Origin of the sequence: Streptomyces sp. TRM68416, assembly GCF_014596915.1 — a bacterium.
Classification (GTDB): domain Bacteria; phylum Actinomycetota; class Actinomycetes; order Streptomycetales; family Streptomycetaceae; genus Streptomyces.
In genome coordinates this window covers 1-19,380 of the sequence record NZ_JACVWU010000003.1, presented here as the reverse complement: position 1 = coordinate 19,380, position 19,380 = coordinate 1, and the positions used below count along the sequence as shown (strand labels likewise).

The window sequence follows — 19,380 nt, the reverse complement described above, 5'->3', positions numbered from 1 at the left end:
CCTCGCACAAGCGCTGAAGCCGCGTCGGCATTTCCTGCCGACGCGGCTTCACCGTTTTCGGACCGGCGCCACCGGAATTTGCGGCGCACCCGAAAAGTGGCAGCGGAAATTACCCGCCGCCGAATATCATCTCTTTGTATACGGCCCCCGTGTTAATGCCGCAGGCTCGGCATGTTTACGGGATGTTGCGAATTCCTCACACGGTCCGCACGATCGCCTCCGCCGGGGAAACGCAGCCGGTGCGCGGCGCTCGACCGCTCGGTGTGCAGGGCCGTGACGGCCCGCGCGCGCTCGCCGTCCCCTCGCGCCACCGCGTCCACGATCGCCCCGTGCTCGGCCCAGGACGCGGCCGGATCGGCGGGCGCGTCCACCACGTACATCCAGGCGATCTTGTGGCGCAGCTGGGTCAGCATCGAGCTCAGGGCCGGGCTGCCGGAGGCCTGGGCGAGCGTCTCGTGGAACCAGCCGCCCAGGGAGCGCAGATCCTCGCTGTTGCCCCGCCTGGCCCGCTCCTGCCCCAGCCGCACGAGGCCGCGCAGCACCTTCAGATGGGCCTCGGTGCGCCGCTGGGCGGCCCGGGAGGCACCGAGCGGCTCCAGCAGCGTCCGCATCTCCAGCAGGTCGGCGGCCTCCTGCTCGGTCGGCTCCGCCACGCACGCGCCCGCGTGCCGCCGGGTCACCACGAAGCCCTCCGCCTCCAGGGTGCGCAGCGCCTCCCGGACGGGGACGCGCGAGACTCCGTAGCGACGCGCGAGCAGTTCCTCGGTGAGCCGGCTGCCGCGCTCGTAGACACCGGCGACGATGTCGTCCCGGATCGCCGTGCATACCGAGTGCGCCGGAATACGCATGACCGACCTCCGCATTAATCCCCGTGAAACGTCGACGATTGACGTCTGTTCCGTGACTCTATTGCAGCGGGCCGGAATTTCCGACGGCGGGCCGGAATCCATGGATATTTTTTGGACAGACGTGCCATGGAAACGACGAAAGCCCCGGCTCGGGGAGCCGGGGCTTCGGGAGACGTCAGCGATCTGTCGTCAGACGCTCACGCCGTGCGCACGGAGGTAGGCGACGGGGTCGAGGTCGGAGCCGTAATCCGCCGTCGTACGGGCCTCGAAGTGCAGGTGCGGCCCGGTGACGTTGCCGGTCGCGCCGGAGAGGCCTATCTGCTGGCCCGGGGTGACGGTCTGGCCGACCGACACACCGATGGACGACAGGTGCCCGTACTGGGTGTACGTGCCGTCGTGCATCTTGATCACGACCTGGTTGCCGTACGCCCCGCCCCAGCCGGCCTCGACGACGGTGCCCATGCCGACGGAGCGGACGGCGGTGCCGCTGGCGGCGTGGAAGTCGACACCGGTGTGGCTGCCGGAGGACCAGACGGCACCGCCGGCCTTGTAGCCGGTCGAGACGTAGGAGCCGGCGATCGGGGTGACGAAGGTGTTGAGGCGCTTGCGCTCGGCTTCGCGGGCGGCGCGCTCCTTGGCCTCGCGGGCCTCCTTGGCCGCCTCGGCGGCCTTCTTGCGCGCGGCCGCCTCGGCCCTCTTGCGCAGCTCCGCCTCTTCGGCGGCCTGCTGCTGGGCGGCGGCCTGGGCGTCGATCTTCTCGGCGACCGAGTCGCCGATGGTGATCACGGGGGTGAGGCCGGTCTGCTCGGCGGCGGCCTCCGCGGCGAGCGCGGGTGCGGCGAGGGTGCCGATGACGCCGGTGGTGGTGAGTGCCGCGACGCCCGCCGCACGGGCGGTGCTGCGCTGCATCCTGCTGGGACGACGGTGCTTCCCGGTGGCGCGCGTGAACGCCATGGAGTGGCTGGTCCTTTCCTTCCCTCTCGCCTACCGGGTTAGCTGACGGGTTCGGAGCAGGAAGGTCTCCTACGGACCCCCTCGCGTCGCGCGGGCGTCCGATTCACCCCAGGGACGATTGGGTCCCCGGCTCCCCTGGCTCGCGCCGTACGGGGACTCGGCGATGACTGTCCGGTGCCGCGGGCGCGGCGCACTGCTCGGACGGACAGCCCGGATGACGCTAAAGGGGACAACTTTCAATCCCCAAACGGATCACCGCTTTTGTAGCGCATGCCACAGGCCAGACAGGCAACCTCTGCCCTAATTCGGACATTAAGGGGCCCTGGTGACGCATCAGTCACCAGGGCCCCCACGCGCGCGTGCCGTTACTCCGCGGACACCACGGTCACTTCACCGATGCCGAGGGCCTCCACGGGCTCCTTGATCGCGGCCGCGTCGCCGACGAGGACCGTCACCAGCCGGTCCGTCGGGAAGGCGCTCACGACCGCCGCGGTGGCCTCCACGGTGCCGGTCTCGGCGAGCCGCCGGTACAGCGTGGCCTGGTAGTCGTCGGGCAGGTGCTGCTCGACCTGGTCGGCCAGCGTGCTCGCCACGGCCGCGGCCGTCTCGTACTTCAGCGGCGCCACACCGACGAGGTTCTGCACGGCGACGTCGCGCTCGGCGTCGGTGAGCCCCTCGGCGGCGAGCGTGCGCAGCACCGTCCACAGGTCATCGAGGGCGGGGCCGGTGTTGGGGGTGTCGACGGAGCCGCTGATGGCGAGCATCGCCGCGCCCGTGCCGTCGGGGGCCGAGCGCATCACCTGCGCGAAGGAGCGCACACCGTAGGTGTAGCCCTTCTCCTCGCGCAGGACCCGGTCCAGACGCGAGGTGAGGGTGCCGCCGAGGCAGTACGTGCCGAGCACCTGCGCGGGCCACACGCGGTCGTGCCGGTCGGGGCCGACGCGGCCGATCAGCAACTGGGTCTGGACGGCGCCGGGACGGTCCACGACGACGACCCGGCCGGTGTCGTCGGCGGTGACCGGGGGCACCGGCCGCGGCTCGGCCCGGGAGCCGGTCCAGGCGCCCAGGGTGTCGCCGAGGAGCGCGTCGAGGTCGGTGTCGGTCAGGTCGCCGACGACCACGGCGGTGGCCGTGGCGGGGCGTACGTGCCGCTCGTAGAAGGCGCGTACGGCCGTGGAGTCGATGCCCGCCACCGTCTCCTCGGTGCCCTGGCGCGGGCGCGACATGCGCGAGGTCGCCGGGAACAGTTCCTTGGAGAGTTCCTTCGCCGCGCGCCGGGAGGGGTTGGCCAGCTCGTGCGGGATCTCGTCGAGCCGGTTGCGGACCAGCCGTTCGATCTCGCTGTCGGCGAACGCGGGCGCCCGGAGAGCGTCGGCGAGCAGACCGAGCGCCTTGGCCAGCCGGGAGACCGGCACTTCCAGGGAGAGCCGTACGCCCGGGTGGTCGGCGTGCGAGTCGAGGGTGGCGCCGCAGCGCTCCAGTTCGGCGGCGAACTCCTCGGCGGTGTGCTTGTCCGTGCCCTCGGAGAAGGCCCGCGCCATGATCGTCGCGACACCGTCGAGACCGGCCGGCTCGGCCTCCAGGGGGGCGTCCAGGAGTACCTCGACGGCGACGACCTGCTGGCCGGGGCGGTGGCAGCGCAGGACGGTCAGGCCGTTGTCGAGGGTCCCGCGCGTGGGGGCCGGGAACGCCCACGGCCTGGCCTCGCCCGCCTGCGGCTGAGGGTGGAATTCCATCGTGGCGAGCTCGGTCACTTGGCCGCCTCCTCGTTGTTGTCGGTGGCTTCCACGGTGGCCGCGGACTCCAGGTCGTCGGTGCCCTCGTCCTCGACCGTCTCCGTGGGGACCGTCGGCTCGTAGACGAGCACCGCGCGGTTGTCGGGGCGCAGGCGGGCCTTGGCGACCTCCTGGACCTCCTCGGCCGTCACCTCCAGCACGCGCTGCACGGCCGTGAGGGCGAGCTGCGGGTCGCCGAACAGGACGGCGTAGCGGCACAGTTCGTCGGCGCGGCCCGCGACCGTGCCGAGCCGGTCCAGCCACTCGCGCTCCAACTGGGCCTGGGCGCGCTCCATCTCCTCGGCCGTGGGGCCCTCCGCCGCGAAGCGGGCCAGCTCCTCGTCGATGGCGGCCTCGATGACGGGGACCTCGACGTCGCCGGAGGTCTTCACGTCCAGCCAGCCCAGGGAGGGCGCGCCGGCCAGCCGCAGCAGGCCGAACCCGGCGGCGACGGCCGTACGGTCGCGGCGTACGAGACGGTTGTAGATACGGGAGGACTCGCCGCCGCCCAGGACGGTCAGCGCCAGGTCGGCCGCGTCGCACGCGCGTGTGCCGTCGTGCGGCAGCCGGTAGGCGGCCATCAACGCGCGCGCGGGGACCTCCTCCTCGACCACCTCGCGCAACTGCTCGCCGATGACGTCGGGCAGGGAGCCGTCGCGCGGCGGCTGCTTGCCGTCGTGCGAGGGGATGGAGCCGAAGTACTTCTCGATCCAGGCGAGGGTCTGCTCCGGGTCGATGTCGCCGACGACCGACAGCACGGCGTTGTTCGGCGCGTAGTACGTACGGAAGAAGGCGCGCGCGTCCTCCAGGGTCGCCGCGTCCAGGTCGGCCATCGAGCCGATCGGCGTGTGGTGGTAGGGGTGGCCCTCCGGGTAGGCGAGGGCGGTCAGCTTCTCGAACGCCGTGCCGTAGGGGACGTTGTCGTAGCGCTGGCGGCGCTCGTTCTTCACGACGTCCCGCTGGTTCTCCATCGACTCGTCGTCGAGGGCGGCGAGCAGCGAGCCCATGCGGTCGGCCTCCAGCCAGAGGGCGAGCTCCAGCTGGTGGGCGGGCATGGTCTCGAAGTAGTTGGTGCGCTCGAAGCTGGTGGTGCCGTTGAGCGAGCCGCCGGCGCCCTGCACGAGCTCGAAGTGGCCGTTGCCCTTCACCTGGGCGGAACCCTGGAACATCAGGTGCTCGAAAAGGTGAGCCAGGCCGGTACGCCCCTTGACCTCGTGGCGCGAGCCGACGTCGTACCAGAGGCACACCGCCGCGACCGGGGTCAGGTGGTCCTCGGAGAGCACCACGCGCAGGCCGTTGGCCAGGCGGTGCTCGGTCGCTGTCAGGCCGCCGGAGCCTGCCTGGGCTGTGGCCGTGTGACCCATGGGCATGTACGTCCCTTCGATCGCGAACGCGGTCGTTGAAACCGCGGTTTTCCTGCCGGTCCTGCCACTGTATGCAAGCGTGCGCGGCGTCGGCGAAGTTCCCGCGGGACGTACGCCGACAGCGGATCGCGTAGCCTGCGGGCAGCCGTCAGGGGAGATGCCTCACCGCGCCGGGCCGGACGGCCTGTGCCGGGTCCTGGTCCTGGTTGTCAGTGCCACGGTCCACAATGGTCCGCGTCAGTCCCCGTTCACGCTTCAGCCAGAACACCGACATGGGCGCCCCGTAGGTGAGCGCGAAGACAAGAAGGAGCCCAGGCAGCGATGGCCCGCCGCAGCACGAAGACCCCGCCGCCCGACGAGTCGTTCGAGGAGCGCATCCTCGACATCGACGTCGTCGACGAGATGCAGGGCTCCTTCCTTGAGTACGCGTACTCGGTCATCTACTCCCGCGCCCTGCCGGACGCCCGCGACGGCCTCAAGCCGGTGCACCGGCGCATCGTCTACCAGATGAACGAGATGGGCCTGCGCCCCGACCGCGGCTATGTGAAGTGCGCGCGCGTGGTCGGCGAGGTGATGGGCAAGCTGCACCCGCACGGCGACTCGTCGATCTACGACGCCCTGGTGCGCATGGCCCAGCCCTTCTCCATGCGCGTCCCGCTGGTCGACGGGCACGGCAACTTCGGCTCGCTGGGCAACGACGACCCGCCGGCCGCGATGCGGTACACCGAGTGCCGGCAGGCCGCCGCGACGAGCCTGATGACCGAGTCGATCGACGAGGACACGGTCGACTTCGCGCCCAACTACGACGGCCAGGAGCGGGAGCCGGTGGCGCTGCCCGCCGCCTTCCCCAACCTCCTGGTCAACGGCTCGTCCGGGATCGCGGTCGGCATGGCCACCAACATGCCGCCGCACAACCTGGGCGAGGTCGTCGCGGCCGCCCGCCATCTGATCCGCTACCCGAACGCCGACCTCGACGCCCTGATGCGGCACGTCCCCGGCCCCGACCTGCCCACCGGCGGCCGGATCGTCGGCCTGTCCGGCATCCGGGACGCCTACGAGACGGGCCGCGGCACGTTCAAGATCCGCGCCACGGTGTCCGTGGAGACGGTGACCGCGCGCCGCAAGGGCCTGGTCGTCACGGAGCTGCCCTTCACGGTCGGCCCGGAGAAGGTGATCGCCAAGATCAAGGACCTGGTCGGTTCGAAGAAGCTCCAGGGCATCGCCGACGTCAAGGACCTCACCGACCGCGAGCACGGCCTGCGCCTGGTCATCGAGATCAAGAACGGCTTCGTGCCGGAGGCGGTCCTGGAGCAGCTGTACAAGCTGACTCCGATGGAGGAGTCCTTCGGCATCAACAACGTCGCCCTGGTCGACGGCCAGCCGCTGACCCTGGGCCTCAAGGAACTCCTGGAGGTCTACCTCGACCACCGCTTCGAGGTCGTGCGGCGCCGCAGCGAGTTCCGCCGCACCAAGCGGCGCGACCGCCTGCACCTGGTGGAGGGCCTGCTCACCGCCCTCGTCGACATCGACGAGGTCATCCGGCTGATCCGCTCCAGCGAGAACAGCGCCCAGGCGAAGGAGCGCCTGATGGAGCGCTTCTCCCTGTCGGAGATCCAGACGCAGTACATCCTGGACACCCCGCTGCGCCGGCTGACCAAGTACGACCGCATCGAGCTGGAGGCGGAGAAGGAGCGGCTGAACGCGGAGATCGCGGAGCTGACCCGGATCCTGGAGTCGGACGCCGAGCTGCGCAAGCTGGTCTCCGCCGAACTGGCCGCGGTGGCGAAGAAGTTCGGTACCGAGCGGCGTACGGTCCTGCTGGAGTCGGCGGGCGCCACGGCCTCCGCGGTACCGCTGCAGGTGGCCGACGACCCGTGCCGGGTGCTGCTGTCCTCGACGGGGCTGCTGGCGCGTACGGCGAACGGCGAGCCGTTCCCGGAGGACGCCGGCGCCAAGCGCACCAAGCACGACGTGATCGTCTCGGCGGTGCCGGCCACCGCCCGGGGCGAGGTGGGCGCGGTGACGTCGGAGGGCCGCCTGCTGCGGATCAACGTCGTCGACCTCCCGCAACTGCCGGACACGGCCGCGGCGCCGAACCTCTCCGGCGGTGCTCCGCTGGCGGAGTTCGTCTCCCTGGAGGACGGCGAGACGGTGGTCTGCCTGACCACGCTGGACGAGTCCTCGCCCGGTCTGGCGATCGGCACCGAGCAGGGCGTGGTCAAGCGGGTGGTGCCCGACTACCCGTCCAACAAGGACGAGTTGGAGGTCATCACCCTCAAGGAGGGCGACCGGATCGTGGGCGCGGTCGAGCTGCGCACCGGCGAGGAGGACCTGGTCTTCATCACGGACGACGCGCAGTTGCTGCGCTACCAGGCCTCCCAGGTCCGCCCGCAGGGCCGTCCGGCGGGCGGCATGGCGGGCATCAAGCTCACCGAGGGCGCGAAGGTCATCTCCTTCACGGCGGTGGACCCGGCGGTCGACGCCGTCGTCTTCACGGTCGCGGGCTCGCGCGGCACGCTCGACGACTCCGTCCAGACGACGGCCAAGCTGACCCCGTTCGACCAGTACCCGCGCAAGGGCCGCGCCACCGGCGGCGTCCGCTGCCAGCGGTTCCTGAAGGGCGAGGACTGCCTCTCCCTGGCCTGGGCGGGCGCCGCGCCGGCGCGGGCCGCGCAGAAGAACGGAACCCCGGCGGAGCTGCCGGAGATGGACCCGCGCCGCGACGGCTCGGGCGTGTCGCTGGCGAAGACGGTGTCGGTGGTGGCGGGGCCGGTCTAGGCCCGGGCTAGTCAGCTCGAAGGGCTCGGGGGCTCGGAGGGCTCGGTGGGCTCGAAGGGCTCGGTGGGCTCGGAGGGCTCGTCCTCCGAGCCCTGTACGTAGCGCAGGACGCCCCACATGGCGTGTTCGTCGGCGTGCGGGGCGTCGGCCCTGCACGCCTCCAGCTCCTTGCGGAGGGCAGCCGCGTCGATGCCCGAGCCGATCAGCACGAGCTGGGTGAGGCGGGGCTCGGCTGCGGACGGCCAGCGCTCCGGGTAGAAGCGGAGGAACCGCCCGACGGCGTGCACGGCGTAACGGTTCGCTGTGTCGTGCGGGCCGAAGTCGACGTAGCCCTTGATCCGGTACAGCCCTTCGGGGCGGCTGTCGAGGAAGGCCATCAGGCGGCGCGGGTCGAGCGGGACCTCGGAGCTGAAGGAGACGCTGTCGTAGGCGGCGTGCAGATGGCCGTCGTGCCCGTCGTGCTCACCGTGCTCGTCGTGTTGGTGCTCGTGCAGGTCGTCGAAGGACAGCTGCCCGATGCGCTCCTCGCTGGGCCGGCAGTCGAAGAGGAATTCGGGGTCGATACGGCCGTAGGTGGCGGGGACGACGGCCGCGCGGTCGATGAGGCCGCGGACGGTGCGCAGGATCCGCTCGCCGTCGGCCGCGCGGTCGAGCTTGTTGACGACGACGAGGTCGGCGAGGGCGAGATGCCGGTCGATCTCCGGGTGCTTCGCGCGGGTGTCGTCGAACTCGGCGGCGTCGACGACCTCGACGAGCCCGCCGTAGACGATTCCCGGGTGTTCGCTGGCCAGCACCATGCGTACCAGCTCCTGCGGTTCGGCGAGCCCGCTGGCCTCGATGACGATGACGTCGATGCCGGCGGACGGTGCCGCGAGGCGTTCCAGGTAGACGTCGAGTTCGCCGGCGTCGACGGCACAGCACAGACATCCGTTCCCGAGGGACACGGTGGAGTCTCCGAGCGCGCCCGCCACGGCCATCGCGTCGATCTCGATGGCGCCGAAGTCGTTGACGAGGGCTCCGATACGGCTCCCTCCGCTGCGGTGGAGGAGGTGGTTGAGGAGCGTGGTCTTGCCGGAGCCGAGGAATCCGGCGAGTACGACGACCGGGATCTGCTGCGCACCGCGGCTCTGGTCCAACGAGCGACCTCTCTCACACCTCTGCGTGCACCGGCTCACGGCCCGGCGCCCGTACGAAATCCGAATGCAGCCCCAGGATACGAGCCGGAAGAAACCGCGCGAAGTGAACGATTGTTAGCAGCACTTGCGGGGCAGACGTTGGTCATGGCGCCGGACTGTGCGACCCTCGCTTCCCTCCGTGCGCCTCCTCTCCGCCTCCCTGCCGATCAGAGCCGCTCGGCACTCTGGGAGACGGCAAGCGCCGCCCACTGCTCGCCGGTCCCCTTCAGTCGACCCGCACCCCGACGACCGGCGGACGGTCGCCTGATTCGGGGGTTGACATGGTCACACAGAAGTTTGGGACTCGGGGGTGCAGCTCCGCGCTACTGGCGGGGCTGGTCACTGCCGCCGTCGGGGTCCTCATCGCTCAGCAGAGGCGGTTGCAGCAGCTCAGGAGGAGCCAACTGAGCGAGCAGCAGCGCCACACCAACCTGGCCCACCAGCAGCGCCTGCAATGGGAACTACTGAGCAAGGCCATGGAGGACCCGGCCCTGGCCGCGGTGCTCGACACCCACGACGGCGCCCTTTCGCCCGACAAGCACCGGCAGTACCTCTTCGCCAATGCCGTCTACACCAACGCCCTGCTCGCCTATCGCATCGGCAACGTCAGCCGCGCGGAACTCTTCGGGCACCTCCGCGGCACCGTGCAGAACCCGATCTTCCGGGAGTACTGGGAGGCGAGCAGGGCGGCTCGGGCAAGCCTTGAAGTCCACTCCGTCGAGGCCCAGGTGGGACGCATGCTGGACGGGCTCATCCGCGAGTTGGACGAGGCCGACACCGAGGAATGGTGGGTCGTGGGCGAACCACCCGAGTAGGACGCGCGACAACAGAATCTCAAACGATTCACACCATCGAGCGATCGGGAGAGATGAATAGTCTTCGTCCCACACGGGCTAGGTTGTGCCCATCCCTACCCCTGATCGCTTAGGACGGTAGCCCTCTTGAAGATCACCCGTCGCATCGGCGCGTCTCCCCGGGACCGCGGGAGTATCACCGGTAGCACCTGCCCCGACATCTTCGAACTGAGCGACGGCTCTTTCGCCGTCATCGGGACCGATGCCACCGAGGCCCTCGACTCCGAACTGCCCCCGGACGCCGCACGGGCGGACTACGAACGCATCGTGGTCATCTCGCGGGACACCCTGGTCCGCGCCAGGGCCGACATTCCCGCCCAGTAGCTTTCGCACCATCCTCCGCGCGGGCGCGGTCGGCCGGCTCCCCCTCCCCGGAGGACAGCAGAGACTCCCGAAGCGTCCGCGCCGCCCTAAACATCCCGTTTGAAGAATGGCTGGAAATCGCCGGTCCGTTCGTGGGCTTCAGTCGAAGCACGCCCGGCGCCACTGGCTAAGTTACGTCCGTGACCTCTCCCGACATCTTTCGACGCATCGGTGTACCCCCTCGGCAGCGCGGCAGCCTTGACGGTAATACGTGCCCAGACATTTTCGAGCTGAGTGACGGCTCGTTCGCCATCATCGGCGCCGACAAAACCGATGCCCTGGAGTCCAAACTGCCGGCGGATGCGGGACGATCGGACGACGAGCGGATCGTGGTCATCACGCGCGAGACGCTACTTCGCGCCAAGATCGACATTCCGGATGTCTGACCGCGGGCGCCGCACTCCCGACCGGTTTCGGACACGGACGCGGGTGCGGCTCGACACTCAAGGCTGATCACTCGACGGCGGCATGAGAGACCGCCCGCGCACAGGCCCGGCCGGTCGCTGATCGGCGGCCGGCCAGGCCTGCGCACTCCCGCCGCGCGGGACAGCAGGGCCCTCCGCGCTCGCGCTGCGCGGGACGAAGGCCCCGCAGGGCTTCCGCCGCGCGGGGCGACGAGGTGTCTGCCGGACTTTCGTCGCGCGGGACGAAAGCCCCGCCGGACTTCTGCCGCGCAGGACGAAAGCCCCGCCGGACTTCTGCCGCGCAGGACGACAAGACGTCTGCCGGACTTCCGACCTCGCAGGACGACAAGCTGCCCGCCGGGTTCCCGTCAGGCGCGGCTCGGCACCGCCACCGGCGCCCCCGGCCCCACATACCGCGCCACCGGCCGGATGATCTTCGAGTCCTCCGCCTGTTCGAGGATGTTGGCGCTCCAGCCCACCACCCTCGCCGCCGCGAACGTCGGGGTGAACATCTCGCGCGGCAAGCCGCAGAGTTCCATGACCACGCCCGCGTAGAACTCGACGTTGGTGTGGAGTTCGCGGCCCGGCTTCAGCTCCGCCAGGATCGCCTCGACCCGGCGTTCCACCTCCACGGCGAAGTCCACGCGCGGGCCGCCGAAGCCCTGGGCGACCTCGCGGAGCATCCGGGAGCGGGGGTCCTCCGTGCGGTAGACGGCGTGACCGAAGCCCATGATGCGGTCGCCGGCCAGAACGCGGTCGCGGATCCAGGGGTCGATGCGCTCGGGGGTGCCGATCGCGTCGAGGGTGTCCAGCGCGCGGCTGGGCGCCCCTCCGTGCAGCGGCCCGGACAGCGCACCCACCGCGCCCACGAGGCAGGCCGCCACGTCCACCCCCGTCGACGCGATGACGCGCGCGGTGAATGTTGACGCATTGAAGCCGTGGTCAATGGTCGAGATCAAGTATTGCTCGATCGCCCGGCTCCGCACCGGATCCGGCTCCGACCCGGTCAACATGTACAAGTAGTTCGCCGCGTACGACAGGTCCTCACGCGGTTCGACCGGCTCCAGCCCCGCGCCCAGCCGGTACAGCGCGGTGAGCAGCGTCGGTACGGCCGCCGCCGCGACGACGGTGTCCCGGCGACGCTCGTCGGTGCCGATGTCGTAGACCGGACGGAAGCCCTTCACCGCGCCGAGCAGGGAGAGGGCGGTACGCATGCCCGCCAGCGGGCCGGAACCTCCGGCATTGGCGCTCGCCGCCGCGATCGCGGGCAGGACCGACCGCACCTCGTCGGGCAGCCGTCGCAGCGCGGCGGTCTCGGCGGCGAAGGCGGAAGCCTGTCGGGCGTCCGGCAGTTCACCGTGGACCAGCAGGTGCCAGACGTCCTCGAATCCTCGCGTCCGTGCGAGTTCGACGGCCGAGTACTGGCGGTAGTGGTAGAAGCCCTCGCGCCCTCGGACGTCACCGATCGCGGTGTCGGTGACGACGACGCCGGCGAGACCGCGCGGCGCTTCGATGAGAGTGGTGGACGACCGATTGACGGACATGGATTCCTCCCTGGACTTGACTCGACTGTCCATGCTTGACTGAACTCCTGTCAACATTGATTGAATCAATATACATCAATCAATGTGTCCTCGCCCGGATACGGTGACCCCCATGCGCGATCAAGAACCCGCCCCCGGCCACGCGGGTCGGCGGCTGACCACCAGGGAAGCGGCCGAACTGCTGGGCGTGAAGCCCGAAACCGTGTACGCGTACGTCAGCCGCGGACAGCTCAGCAGCCAACGGGTGCCCAGCGGCCGTGGCAGCACCTTCGACGCGAAGGAGGTCGAGGCGCTCGCCCGGCGCAACAGGCGGGAGAGCAGCGGTGGTTCGGCGTCCGGCGGCGAGCCGGTCATGCGCACCAGGATCACGTTCATCGACACCGACCGGTACTACTTCCGGGGCGTCGACGCGACCGAACTCGCCGTCCGCCACTCCTACGAAGAGGTCGCCGAGTGGCTGTGGACCGGGCAGTTGCGCCCCGGCGTCGTCTTCACCGCGCCGGAGGCCACGGTCGCCACCGCCCGCCGGGCCGTCAACGCCCTGCCCGAACACGCCGGTCCGACCGACTGTTTGAGGGTCGCCGCGATCGCCGCAGCGACCGCCGACCCCCTGCGCTTCGACCTGTCCGAGGACGCCGTCCTGGGCACCGCGCGGAGCCTCATCCCCACCCTGGTCGCCGCCCTCCCGCCGAAGGTGTACGCCCGTGACGACGCGGGCCCCCTGGCCCACCGGCTGTGGGGACGTCTCAGCGGCCGCGAACCCGACGAGGCGTCCCTGCGCACCCTGGACACCGCGCTCGCCCTGCTCGTGGACCACGACCTGGCCGCCTCCACGCTCGCCGTGCGGGTCGCGGCCTCCGCCCGGGCGCACACCTACGCGGCCGTCTCGGCGGGCCTGGGCGTCCTCGAAGGCCCGCTGCACGGCGCGGCCAGCGGGCTTGCCCACCGGCTGCTGCTGGACGTCCTGGACCACGGTGACGCCGGGCCGGTGATCGCCGACGAACTGCGCGCCGGCCGCCGCATTCCGGGTCTCGGCCACCGGCTCTATTCCGGCGAGGACCCACGCGCGCGGGTCCTGTTCGGGCTGCTGGAGGAGATCCCTCGGGCGGCGCCCGCCCTGGCCGCGGCCCGGGACATCGTCGCCACCACCGCCCGCCACACCCCGCTGCACGCCAACGTCGACCTGGCGCTCGCCGTACTGACCGCGTCCTGCGGCATGCCGGCGACAGCGGGCGAGACGATCTTCGCCGTCGCCCGGACGGCGGGCTGGATCGCGCACACCCTGGAGGAGTACGGGGAGCGCCCGCTGCGCATGCGCCCCAGCGGGCACTACGTGGGGCCGAGGCCACCTCAACCGCTTCCGGAGTAGGACACGACCCCGACCGGAAGTCACCCTGAGCCAATTCAGGTTAGGCTCACCTTCGTGAGTATGTGCTCAAGCGTCTCCCGGGACCTCGACGAGCCCGTTTCGGGAACCGCGGCCACCGCGAGGACCTGGCTGCTGCTGGAACAGCCCGGTCCGTGGGGTGCCAAGGCGCTCACTTCGAGCCACCTGGACCCCGCGCTGGGCCGTGCCCTGGAAGCGGCCGCGAAGGGCACCGGCGTGCGCATCGCGCTGATCCGCCGCCCCGGCCGGCACGCCGACTGCGGCACCTCCGCCGCGCGCCAGGTGTACGCCGCCCACACCACGCCGGGCAACGTGTGGTTGCGCAGTGCCACGACCTGCGATCCGCGCCGCCTGCTCGACCTCGACTTCGCGGCGCTCGGCGCGGGCGACCACCGCACCTTCGACGCGGCGCTTCAGGCGGGACCCCACACGGGCGACCCGCTCGCGCTCGTCTGCACCAACGGCAAGCGGGACCGCTGCTGCGCCCTCCTGGGCCGCCCCCTGGCCGCCGAACTCGCCGCGTCCGGCGTGGAGGGCGTCTGGGAGGTCACCCATCTGGGTGGTCACCGCTTCTCCCCCACGCTGCTCGTGCTGCCGTACGGATACGCCTACGGCAGGGCCGAGGCCCCGATGGTCAAGGAGATCCTGCAGAGCGTGCAGCAGGGGCGGATCGTCGTCGACCGGTGCCGCGGGAACTCCGCCTGGGAGCGGCCCGGCCAGGCCGCCGAGCTGGCCGTGCGCACGGCCGTGGGCGAGTACGCGGCGGAGGCGCTGAGCGTCGTTCGCACGGAGGGCGCCGCGCCGCACTGGGAGGTCACCGTCGCGCACACCGACGGCCGCCTCTGGCGGGTCGGCGTCGCCCAGAGCGCCTCGGCGCCGCCCCGCGCGGAGAGCTGCGGGACCTCGGTGCTGGGCTCCCCGGCCCGCATGGAAGTGGTGGCGGTACGGGAACTCGTCACGGCGACGGCACTAGCGAGCTGACCGGGCGGCACCCACCGGACCCGTCCACCATTGATCGAAGGATCAAGGCCCCTGATCAAGAGACAAGGGCGACTCATCAGGAGATCAAGGCCACTGGTCAAGAGATCAAGGCCGCTGCTCAGGAGATCCGGACCACACCCCCTACGGCTGTTCTCGCCGTCCCACGTACCGTCTTGGGTATGAGCCCCACTCCCCTCGCGCGCCGCCTGCGCCTCGGCCTGCCGCGGCGGATGTTCTCGCAGGTGCTGCTCATGCAGGTGGCGATCGCCGCGGGGGTCGCGGTGCTCGCGACCGGGCTGTTTCTCGCACCGCTCAGCGACCAGCTGGACGACCAGGCCATGCGCCGGGCGCTGGCGATCGCCCAGACCACCGCCGCCGAGCCGCAGTTCGCCGAGAGCGTCGTGAACACGCCCGCGCGCGCCGACGGCCCCGTCCAGCGGGAGGCGGAGCGGATCCGCGAGGCCACCCGGGCCGAGTACGTCGTGGTGATGGACACCCGAGGCGTGCGCTGGTCGCACCCGACCCGGGCCGAGATCGGCCGGACCGTGTCGACCGACCCCGGGCAGGCGCTGGCCGGCCACGAGGTCATGGAGATCGACGACGGCACACTGGGCCGTACGGCCCGCGGCAAGGTGCCCCTGCGGGACGGCGACGGTGACATCGTCGGCGCGGTCTCGGTCGGCATCGCCTACGACAGCGTGCGGGCCCGGCTGATCCACGCGATCCCGGGGCTGCTGGCCTACGCCGGCGGTGCGCTGGCCGTCGGTGCCCTGGCCGCCTGGTTCATCTCGCGGCGGGTCCAGCGGCAGACCCGTGACCTGGCCTTCTCGGACATCTCGGCGCTGCTCGCGGAACGCGAGGCGATGCTCCACGGCATCCGCGAGGGCGTGGTCGCCCTGGACCGCACCGGCCGGATCCGCCTCCTCAACGACGAGGCGCGACGGCTGCTTGGCATCGGGGACGAGGCCGTCGGCCGGTCCCTGGACGAGGCGCTCGGCGCAGGCCGTACGACCGATGTCCTGGCCGGCCGGGTGACCGGCACCGACCTGCTCACCGTGCGCGGCCAGCGGGTCCTGGTCGCCAACCGCATGCCCACCGACGACGGCGGCGCCGTCGCCACCCTGCGCGACCGGACCGAACTGGAGCAGCTCGGCCGGGAACTCGACTCCACGCGCGGTCTGATCGACGCCCTGCGCGCCCAGGACCACGAGCACGCCAACCGCATGCACACGCTCCTGGGGCTGCTGGAGCTGGAGATGTACGACGACGCCATGGAGTTCATCGGAGAGGTGGTGGGCGACCACAGGGCCACGGCGGAGGAGGTCACGGAGAAGATCCGCGACCCGCTGCTGGCGGCGCTGCTGGTCGGCAAGGCGACCGTGGCCGCGGAGCGCGGCGTCGCGCTGATGGTGTCGCCCCGGACCCGGCTGCCGGACCGGCTGATCGACCCCCGGGGCATTGTCACGATCGTCGGCAACCTGGTGGACAACGCCCTCGACGCGGTCGCCGGGACGCCGCACGCGCGCGTGGAGGTCGAACTGCGGGCCCAGGGACGCGCCGTCGCCCTCACCGTGCACGACACGGGCCCGGGCATCCCGGCGGAGCAGCGCGAACTGATCTTCACCGACGGCTGGACCACGAAGGAACGGCCGGCGCACCGCGGGCGCGGGATAGGCCTGTCCCTGGTGCGCAGGCTGGCCGAACGGCAGGGTGGCAGCGCCGACGTGGGCGAGGCCGACGGAGGCGGGGCGCAGTTCACGGTCGTCCTGCCCGAGGCGCTGTCCGAGCCGCCCCTGGAACCGGCACTGAGCGGGCCGTCGGCCCATGAGTCCACGGTTGACGAGGAGTCACGATGATCGAGGTCCTGGTCGTGGACGACGACCTGCGGGTCGCCCGGGTCAACGCCGCATACGTCGAAAAGGTGCCGGGCTTCCATGTGGCCGGCCAGGCGCACAGCGCGGCGGAGGCGCTGCGCCGGGTCGAGGAACTGCCGCGCGTGGACCTGGTCCTCATGGACCACTACCTGCCCGACGACACGGGTCTGTCGGTCGTACGGGAGATGCGGCGGCGCGGCCAGCGGACCGACGTGATCATGGTGACGGCCGCCCGTGATGTCTCGACCGTGCAGGAGGCAATGCGGCACGGCGCCCTGCAGTACCTGGTCAAGCCGTTCGCCTTCGCGGGTCTGCGCGCCAAGCTGGAGGCGTACGCGGACCTGCGCCGCACCCTCGACGGTGGCGGCGAGGCGGAACAGGCCGAGGTGGACCGCATTTTCGGCGCCCTGTCGGCGCCGTCGGAGCCGGGACTGCCCAAGGGGCACTCGCCCACCACCGCGGAGCTGGTGCGCCGTTCGCTGATCAATGCCGAGGGCCCGCTGTCGGCTCAGGAGATCGCCGAGCGGACCGGGGTGAGCCGCCAGACCGCCCAGCGCTATCTGAAGCTCCTGGAACGCACGGGACGGGCGCGGTTGACCCTCAAGTACGGGGACGCGGGCCGCCCGGAACACCGTTACGTGTGGGCGACCCGCGCCTAGGGCACGGCCGGGTGGGGGCGGGGAAACAGCCGTACCCCACCTACATACGGACGGCAGGCGCCGTTGTCTCCGGGAACGCGCGTGTCTCTCGCGTCACGCCGCCCCCGCCCCCGTCAGCGACCGCACCTCGGTCTCCGCGTGCTTGGCCTCGTCGGGGAGCTCCGTCGAGGTGACCGTGCCGAGCCAGCCGGCGACGAAGCCCAGGGGAATCGAGACGATGCCGGGGTTCTGCAGCGGGAAGTACTGGAAGTCGACGCCTGGGAACAGGGATTCGGGGCTGCCGGACACCACCGGTGACAGCAGCACCAGCACCACCGCCGGGACCAGGCCGCCGTAGACCGCCCACACGGCACCGCGTGTGGTGAAGCCGCGCCAGAACAGCGAGTAGAGCAGCACCGGGAGATTGGCGGAGGCGGCGACGGCGAAGGCGAGGCCCACCAGGAAGGCGACGTTGAGGTCGCGGGCGAGCAGGCCGAGTGCGATCGCGACCACCCCGATGCCGACCGCCGCGACGCGCGCCACGGCGACTTCGCTGCGCGGCTTGGCCCGTCGACGCCGCAGTGACGCGTACAGGTCGTGGGCGACGGACGCCGAGGAGGCGAGGGTGATCCCGGCGACCACGGCGAGGATCGTGGCGAAGGCGACGGCGGCCACGACGGCGAACAAAACCGTTCCTCCCGTGGAGTCCGCGCCGCCGCCCAGATCGAGGGCCAGCAGCGGTACGGCCGTGTTCCCCGCGGCGTTCGACTCGCGCACCGCATTCGGTCCCACGATCGCCGCCGCTCCGAAGCCCAGGACGATCGTCATCAGGTAGAAGCCCCCGATGAGGCCGATCGACCAGACCACCGACCGCCGGGCCGCCCGCGCGGTGGGCACGGTGTAGAAGCGGGACAGGATGTGGGGCAGCCCGGCCGTGCCCAGGACCAGTGCCAGTCCGAGGCTGATGAAGTCGAAGCGGGCGGTCCATTCACCGCCGTACTTGAGCCCCGGCGCCAGGAACGACTCGCCGTGGCCGCTGCGCTCGGCCGCGGAGAGCAGGAGCTGGTCGAAGTCGCCGTGGAACCGGAGCAGGACGAGCACGGTCAGGGTGATGGTGCCGCCGAGCAGCAGGACCGCCTTGACGATCTGAATCCATGTGGTGGCCCGCATCCCTCCCAACGACACATAGATCACCATGAGCGCGCCGACGCCGATGACGGTCCAGGCCTGTGCCGCCTCGCCCTGGCCGCCCAGCAGCAGTGCGACCAGGCTGCCCGCTCCCACCATCTGCGCAACCAAATACAGAACGGACACGGTGACCGAGGAAGTTCCGGCCGCGATCCGTACGGGCCGTTCGCTCATCCGTGCCGCGACCACGTCGGCGAGGGTGAACCGCCCGCAGTTGCGGACCAGTTCGGCGACCAGGAACAGCACCACGAGCCAGGCCACCAGGAAGCCCACCGAGTACAGCAGCCCGTCGTAGCCGTAGAGGGCGATGAGTCCGGAGATGCCGAGGAAGGAGGCGGCCGACATGTAGTCGCCGGCGATGGCAAAACCATTCTCCATCGGCGAGAAGAGACGGCCGCCCGCGTAGAACTCCTCCGCCGAGCCGTGCCGGTGGCGGCTCACCCAGGTCGTGATCGCCAGCGTGACGGCGACGAACGCGCTGAACAGGACCAGCGCCAGGGTCTGGTGATCGCCCGTCACGAGGTACCGCCCCTCGCGCCCCGCGTGAGTTCCTGGGTGTCCCAGCGCAGTTCGAGCGCGGCCCGGTCCCGGCGCAGCCGCGCATGGCGGGCGTAGGCCCAGGTGAGCACGAAGGTGGTGAGGAACTGGCCGAGTCCGGCGAGCATCGCCACGTTCACGGCGCCGACCACGGGCCGGGCCATCAGCCCCGGAGCGGTCGTGGCGGTCACGACGTAGCCGACGTACCACGCGAGGAAGCCGGCGACCGCCGGGACCACGAACCGCCGGTACCGGCTGCGCACTTCCTGGAAGGCCGCGCTGCGCTGCACCTCCAGATAGATGTCCGCCGCGGCCAGGGCCCGGTCCTCGCCCACCGCGCGGGACGGCGGGAGGGCGGCGGCACCGGTGCCGTCCGACTCGCCCCACCCGGAGGCCAGCGCGTCGTACCAGGGATCTTCGTACCGCACGCTCCCCGGCGCCGCGACCGGGTCCGAACTGTCGGTACCACCCTCGCGCGCGCGGGAGTGGCCGTTGCTTGAGTGCATGCCCAAGGATGGACAGAACGGGAAGATCCCCGACTCTTGTTCCCTTTGCTCTTCACCCCATCAGGTGATTCATCCCGCACAGGCCGTGCAGGACCCTTCGCATACGCATAACCGGGGTGGGGGGGGGGGGGGGGGGGGGGGGCGCCCCCCCCCCCCCCCCCCCCGACCACTCTCCCCAGCCCACTTGTCAGTGCCGTGCGCTGTGCTGTG

At 71.2% G+C, this 19,380-nt stretch carries 16 protein-coding genes and 1 riboswitch; of the genes, 8 read left to right on the top strand and 8 right to left on the bottom strand.

Annotated elements, in window-relative coordinates:
* Positions 1–152: 152 nt before the first annotated feature.
* From ICC28_RS05570 to ICC28_RS05555, 4 genes are all read right to left on the bottom strand, one after another.
* Positions 153–848 (bottom strand): GntR family transcriptional regulator, encoded by a 696-nt coding sequence (locus ICC28_RS05570; RefSeq protein ID WP_188287276.1) that lies wholly within the window; start codon positions 846–848, stop codon positions 153–155.
* Between the two features lie 189 nt (positions 849–1,037).
* Positions 1,038–1,802 (bottom strand): M23 family metallopeptidase, encoded by a 765-nt coding sequence (locus tag ICC28_RS05565; RefSeq protein WP_188287275.1) that lies wholly within the window; start codon positions 1,800–1,802, stop codon positions 1,038–1,040.
* A 12-nt stretch (positions 1,803–1,814) separates the two neighbouring features.
* Positions 1,815–1,975, bottom strand: a riboswitch (cyclic di-AMP (ydaO/yuaA leader).
* A gap of 192 nt (positions 1,976–2,167) precedes the next feature.
* Positions 2,168–3,556, bottom strand: a complete 1,389-nt coding sequence (locus ICC28_RS05560) for a M16 family metallopeptidase (protein WP_188287274.1) — start codon at positions 3,554–3,556, stop codon at positions 2,168–2,170.
* Positions 3,553–4,941 carry a M16 family metallopeptidase gene (locus ICC28_RS05555; protein WP_188287627.1) on the bottom strand — a complete coding sequence of 463 codons (1,389 nt, stop codon included), beginning with the start codon at positions 4,939–4,941 and terminating at the stop codon, positions 3,553–3,555. The genes ICC28_RS05560 and ICC28_RS05555 overlap by 4 nt, the downstream gene beginning before the upstream one ends.
* 321 nt (positions 4,942–5,262) lie before the next feature.
* Between ICC28_RS05555 and ICC28_RS05550 the strand changes: the two genes are divergently transcribed.
* The gene (locus ICC28_RS05550; RefSeq protein ID WP_188287273.1) at positions 5,263–7,719 is read left to right on the top strand and encodes a DNA topoisomerase (ATP-hydrolyzing) subunit A; all 2,457 of its coding nucleotides are present in this window, start codon (positions 5,263–5,265) and stop codon (positions 7,717–7,719) included.
* An 11-nt stretch (positions 7,720–7,730) separates the two neighbouring features.
* On the opposite strand, the gene ICC28_RS05545 is transcribed toward ICC28_RS05550, so the two are convergent.
* Positions 7,731–8,855: a CobW family GTP-binding protein gene (locus tag ICC28_RS05545; protein WP_188287272.1), complete on the bottom strand. Its 1,125-nt coding sequence runs from the start codon at positions 8,853–8,855 to the stop codon at positions 7,731–7,733.
* Between the two features lie 320 nt (positions 8,856–9,175).
* On the opposite strand from ICC28_RS05545, the gene ICC28_RS05540 reads away from it, so the two are divergent.
* From ICC28_RS05540 to ICC28_RS05530, 3 genes are all read left to right on the top strand, one after another.
* Positions 9,176–9,709: a DUF6082 family protein gene (locus ICC28_RS05540; RefSeq protein WP_188287271.1), complete on the top strand. Its 534-nt coding sequence runs from the start codon at positions 9,176–9,178 to the stop codon at positions 9,707–9,709.
* 126 nt (positions 9,710–9,835) lie between these two features.
* Positions 9,836–10,072, top strand: coding sequence for a hypothetical protein (locus ICC28_RS05535; protein WP_188287270.1), 237 nt, complete (start codon positions 9,836–9,838; stop codon positions 10,070–10,072).
* Positions 10,073–10,251: 179 nt separating this feature from the next.
* A complete protein-coding gene (locus ICC28_RS05530) occupies positions 10,252–10,497 on the top strand; it encodes a hypothetical protein (RefSeq protein WP_282700236.1) in 246 nt (81 codons plus the stop codon).
* A gap of 386 nt (positions 10,498–10,883) precedes the next feature.
* On the opposite strand, the gene ICC28_RS05525 is transcribed toward ICC28_RS05530, so the two are convergent.
* Positions 10,884–12,059, bottom strand: a complete 1,176-nt coding sequence (locus ICC28_RS05525) for a citrate synthase/methylcitrate synthase (RefSeq protein ID WP_188287269.1) — start codon at positions 12,057–12,059, stop codon at positions 10,884–10,886.
* 112 nt (positions 12,060–12,171) lie between these two features.
* On the opposite strand from ICC28_RS05525, the gene ICC28_RS05520 reads away from it, so the two are divergent.
* The 4 genes from ICC28_RS05520 to ICC28_RS05505 all read left to right on the top strand — a co-directional run bounded on the left by ICC28_RS05520 (position 12,172) and on the right by ICC28_RS05505 (position 16,960).
* On the top strand, positions 12,172–13,428 hold the full coding sequence (locus tag ICC28_RS05520) for a citrate synthase (RefSeq protein ID WP_188287268.1): 1,257 nt from the start codon (positions 12,172–12,174) through the stop codon (positions 13,426–13,428).
* 54 nt (positions 13,429–13,482) lie between these two features.
* Entirely contained in the window at positions 13,483–14,427 is a 945-nt protein-coding gene (locus tag ICC28_RS05515) for a sucrase ferredoxin (protein ID WP_188287267.1), read from the top strand.
* A gap of 179 nt (positions 14,428–14,606) precedes the next feature.
* Positions 14,607–16,283 (top strand): sensor histidine kinase, encoded by a 1,677-nt coding sequence (locus ICC28_RS05510; protein WP_188287266.1) that lies wholly within the window; start codon positions 14,607–14,609, stop codon positions 16,281–16,283.
* Positions 16,280–16,960 (top strand): response regulator, encoded by a 681-nt coding sequence (locus ICC28_RS05505; protein ID WP_188287265.1) that lies wholly within the window; start codon positions 16,280–16,282, stop codon positions 16,958–16,960. Before ICC28_RS05510 ends, ICC28_RS05505 begins: the two co-directional genes overlap by 4 nt.
* 93 nt (positions 16,961–17,053) lie before the next feature.
* Here the strand turns inward: ICC28_RS05505 and ICC28_RS05500 are convergent, their stop codons facing one another.
* Positions 17,054–18,646 carry a cation acetate symporter gene (locus ICC28_RS05500; RefSeq protein ID WP_188287264.1) on the bottom strand — a complete coding sequence of 531 codons (1,593 nt, stop codon included), beginning with the start codon at positions 18,644–18,646 and terminating at the stop codon, positions 17,054–17,056.
* Positions 18,643–19,170 carry a DUF485 domain-containing protein gene (locus ICC28_RS05495; RefSeq protein ID WP_188287263.1) on the bottom strand — a complete coding sequence of 176 codons (528 nt, stop codon included), beginning with the start codon at positions 19,168–19,170 and terminating at the stop codon, positions 18,643–18,645. Before ICC28_RS05495 ends, ICC28_RS05500 begins: the two co-directional genes overlap by 4 nt.
* Between the last annotated feature and the right edge of the window lie 210 nt (positions 19,171–19,380).

Bases quoted from the DNA above. Each gene is read 5' to 3' on its own strand.
- ICC28_RS05550 (WP_188287273.1), top strand. From the start codon at position 5,263: ATGGCCCGCCGCAGCACGAAGACCCCGCCGCCCGACGAGTCGTTCGAG.
- ICC28_RS05495 (WP_188287263.1), bottom strand. From the start codon at position 19,170: ATGCACTCAAGCAACGGCCACTCCCGCGCGCGCGAGGGTGGTACCGAC.
- ICC28_RS05565 (WP_188287275.1), bottom strand. From the start codon at position 1,802: ATGGCGTTCACGCGCGCCACCGGGAAGCACCGTCGTCCCAGCAGGATG.
- ICC28_RS05555 (WP_188287627.1), bottom strand. From the start codon at position 4,941: ATGGGTCACACGGCCACAGCCCAGGCAGGCTCCGGCGGCCTGACAGCG.
- ICC28_RS05520 (WP_188287268.1), top strand. From the start codon at position 12,172: ATGCGCGATCAAGAACCCGCCCCCGGCCACGCGGGTCGGCGGCTGACC.
- ICC28_RS05525 (WP_188287269.1), bottom strand. From the start codon at position 12,059: ATGTCCGTCAATCGGTCGTCCACCACTCTCATCGAAGCGCCGCGCGGT.
- ICC28_RS05540 (WP_188287271.1), top strand. From the start codon at position 9,176: ATGGTCACACAGAAGTTTGGGACTCGGGGGTGCAGCTCCGCGCTACTG.
- ICC28_RS05570 (WP_188287276.1), bottom strand. From the start codon at position 848: ATGCGTATTCCGGCGCACTCGGTATGCACGGCGATCCGGGACGACATC.
- ICC28_RS05510 (WP_188287266.1), top strand. From the start codon at position 14,607: ATGAGCCCCACTCCCCTCGCGCGCCGCCTGCGCCTCGGCCTGCCGCGG.
- ICC28_RS05505 (WP_188287265.1), top strand. From the start codon at position 16,280: ATGATCGAGGTCCTGGTCGTGGACGACGACCTGCGGGTCGCCCGGGTC.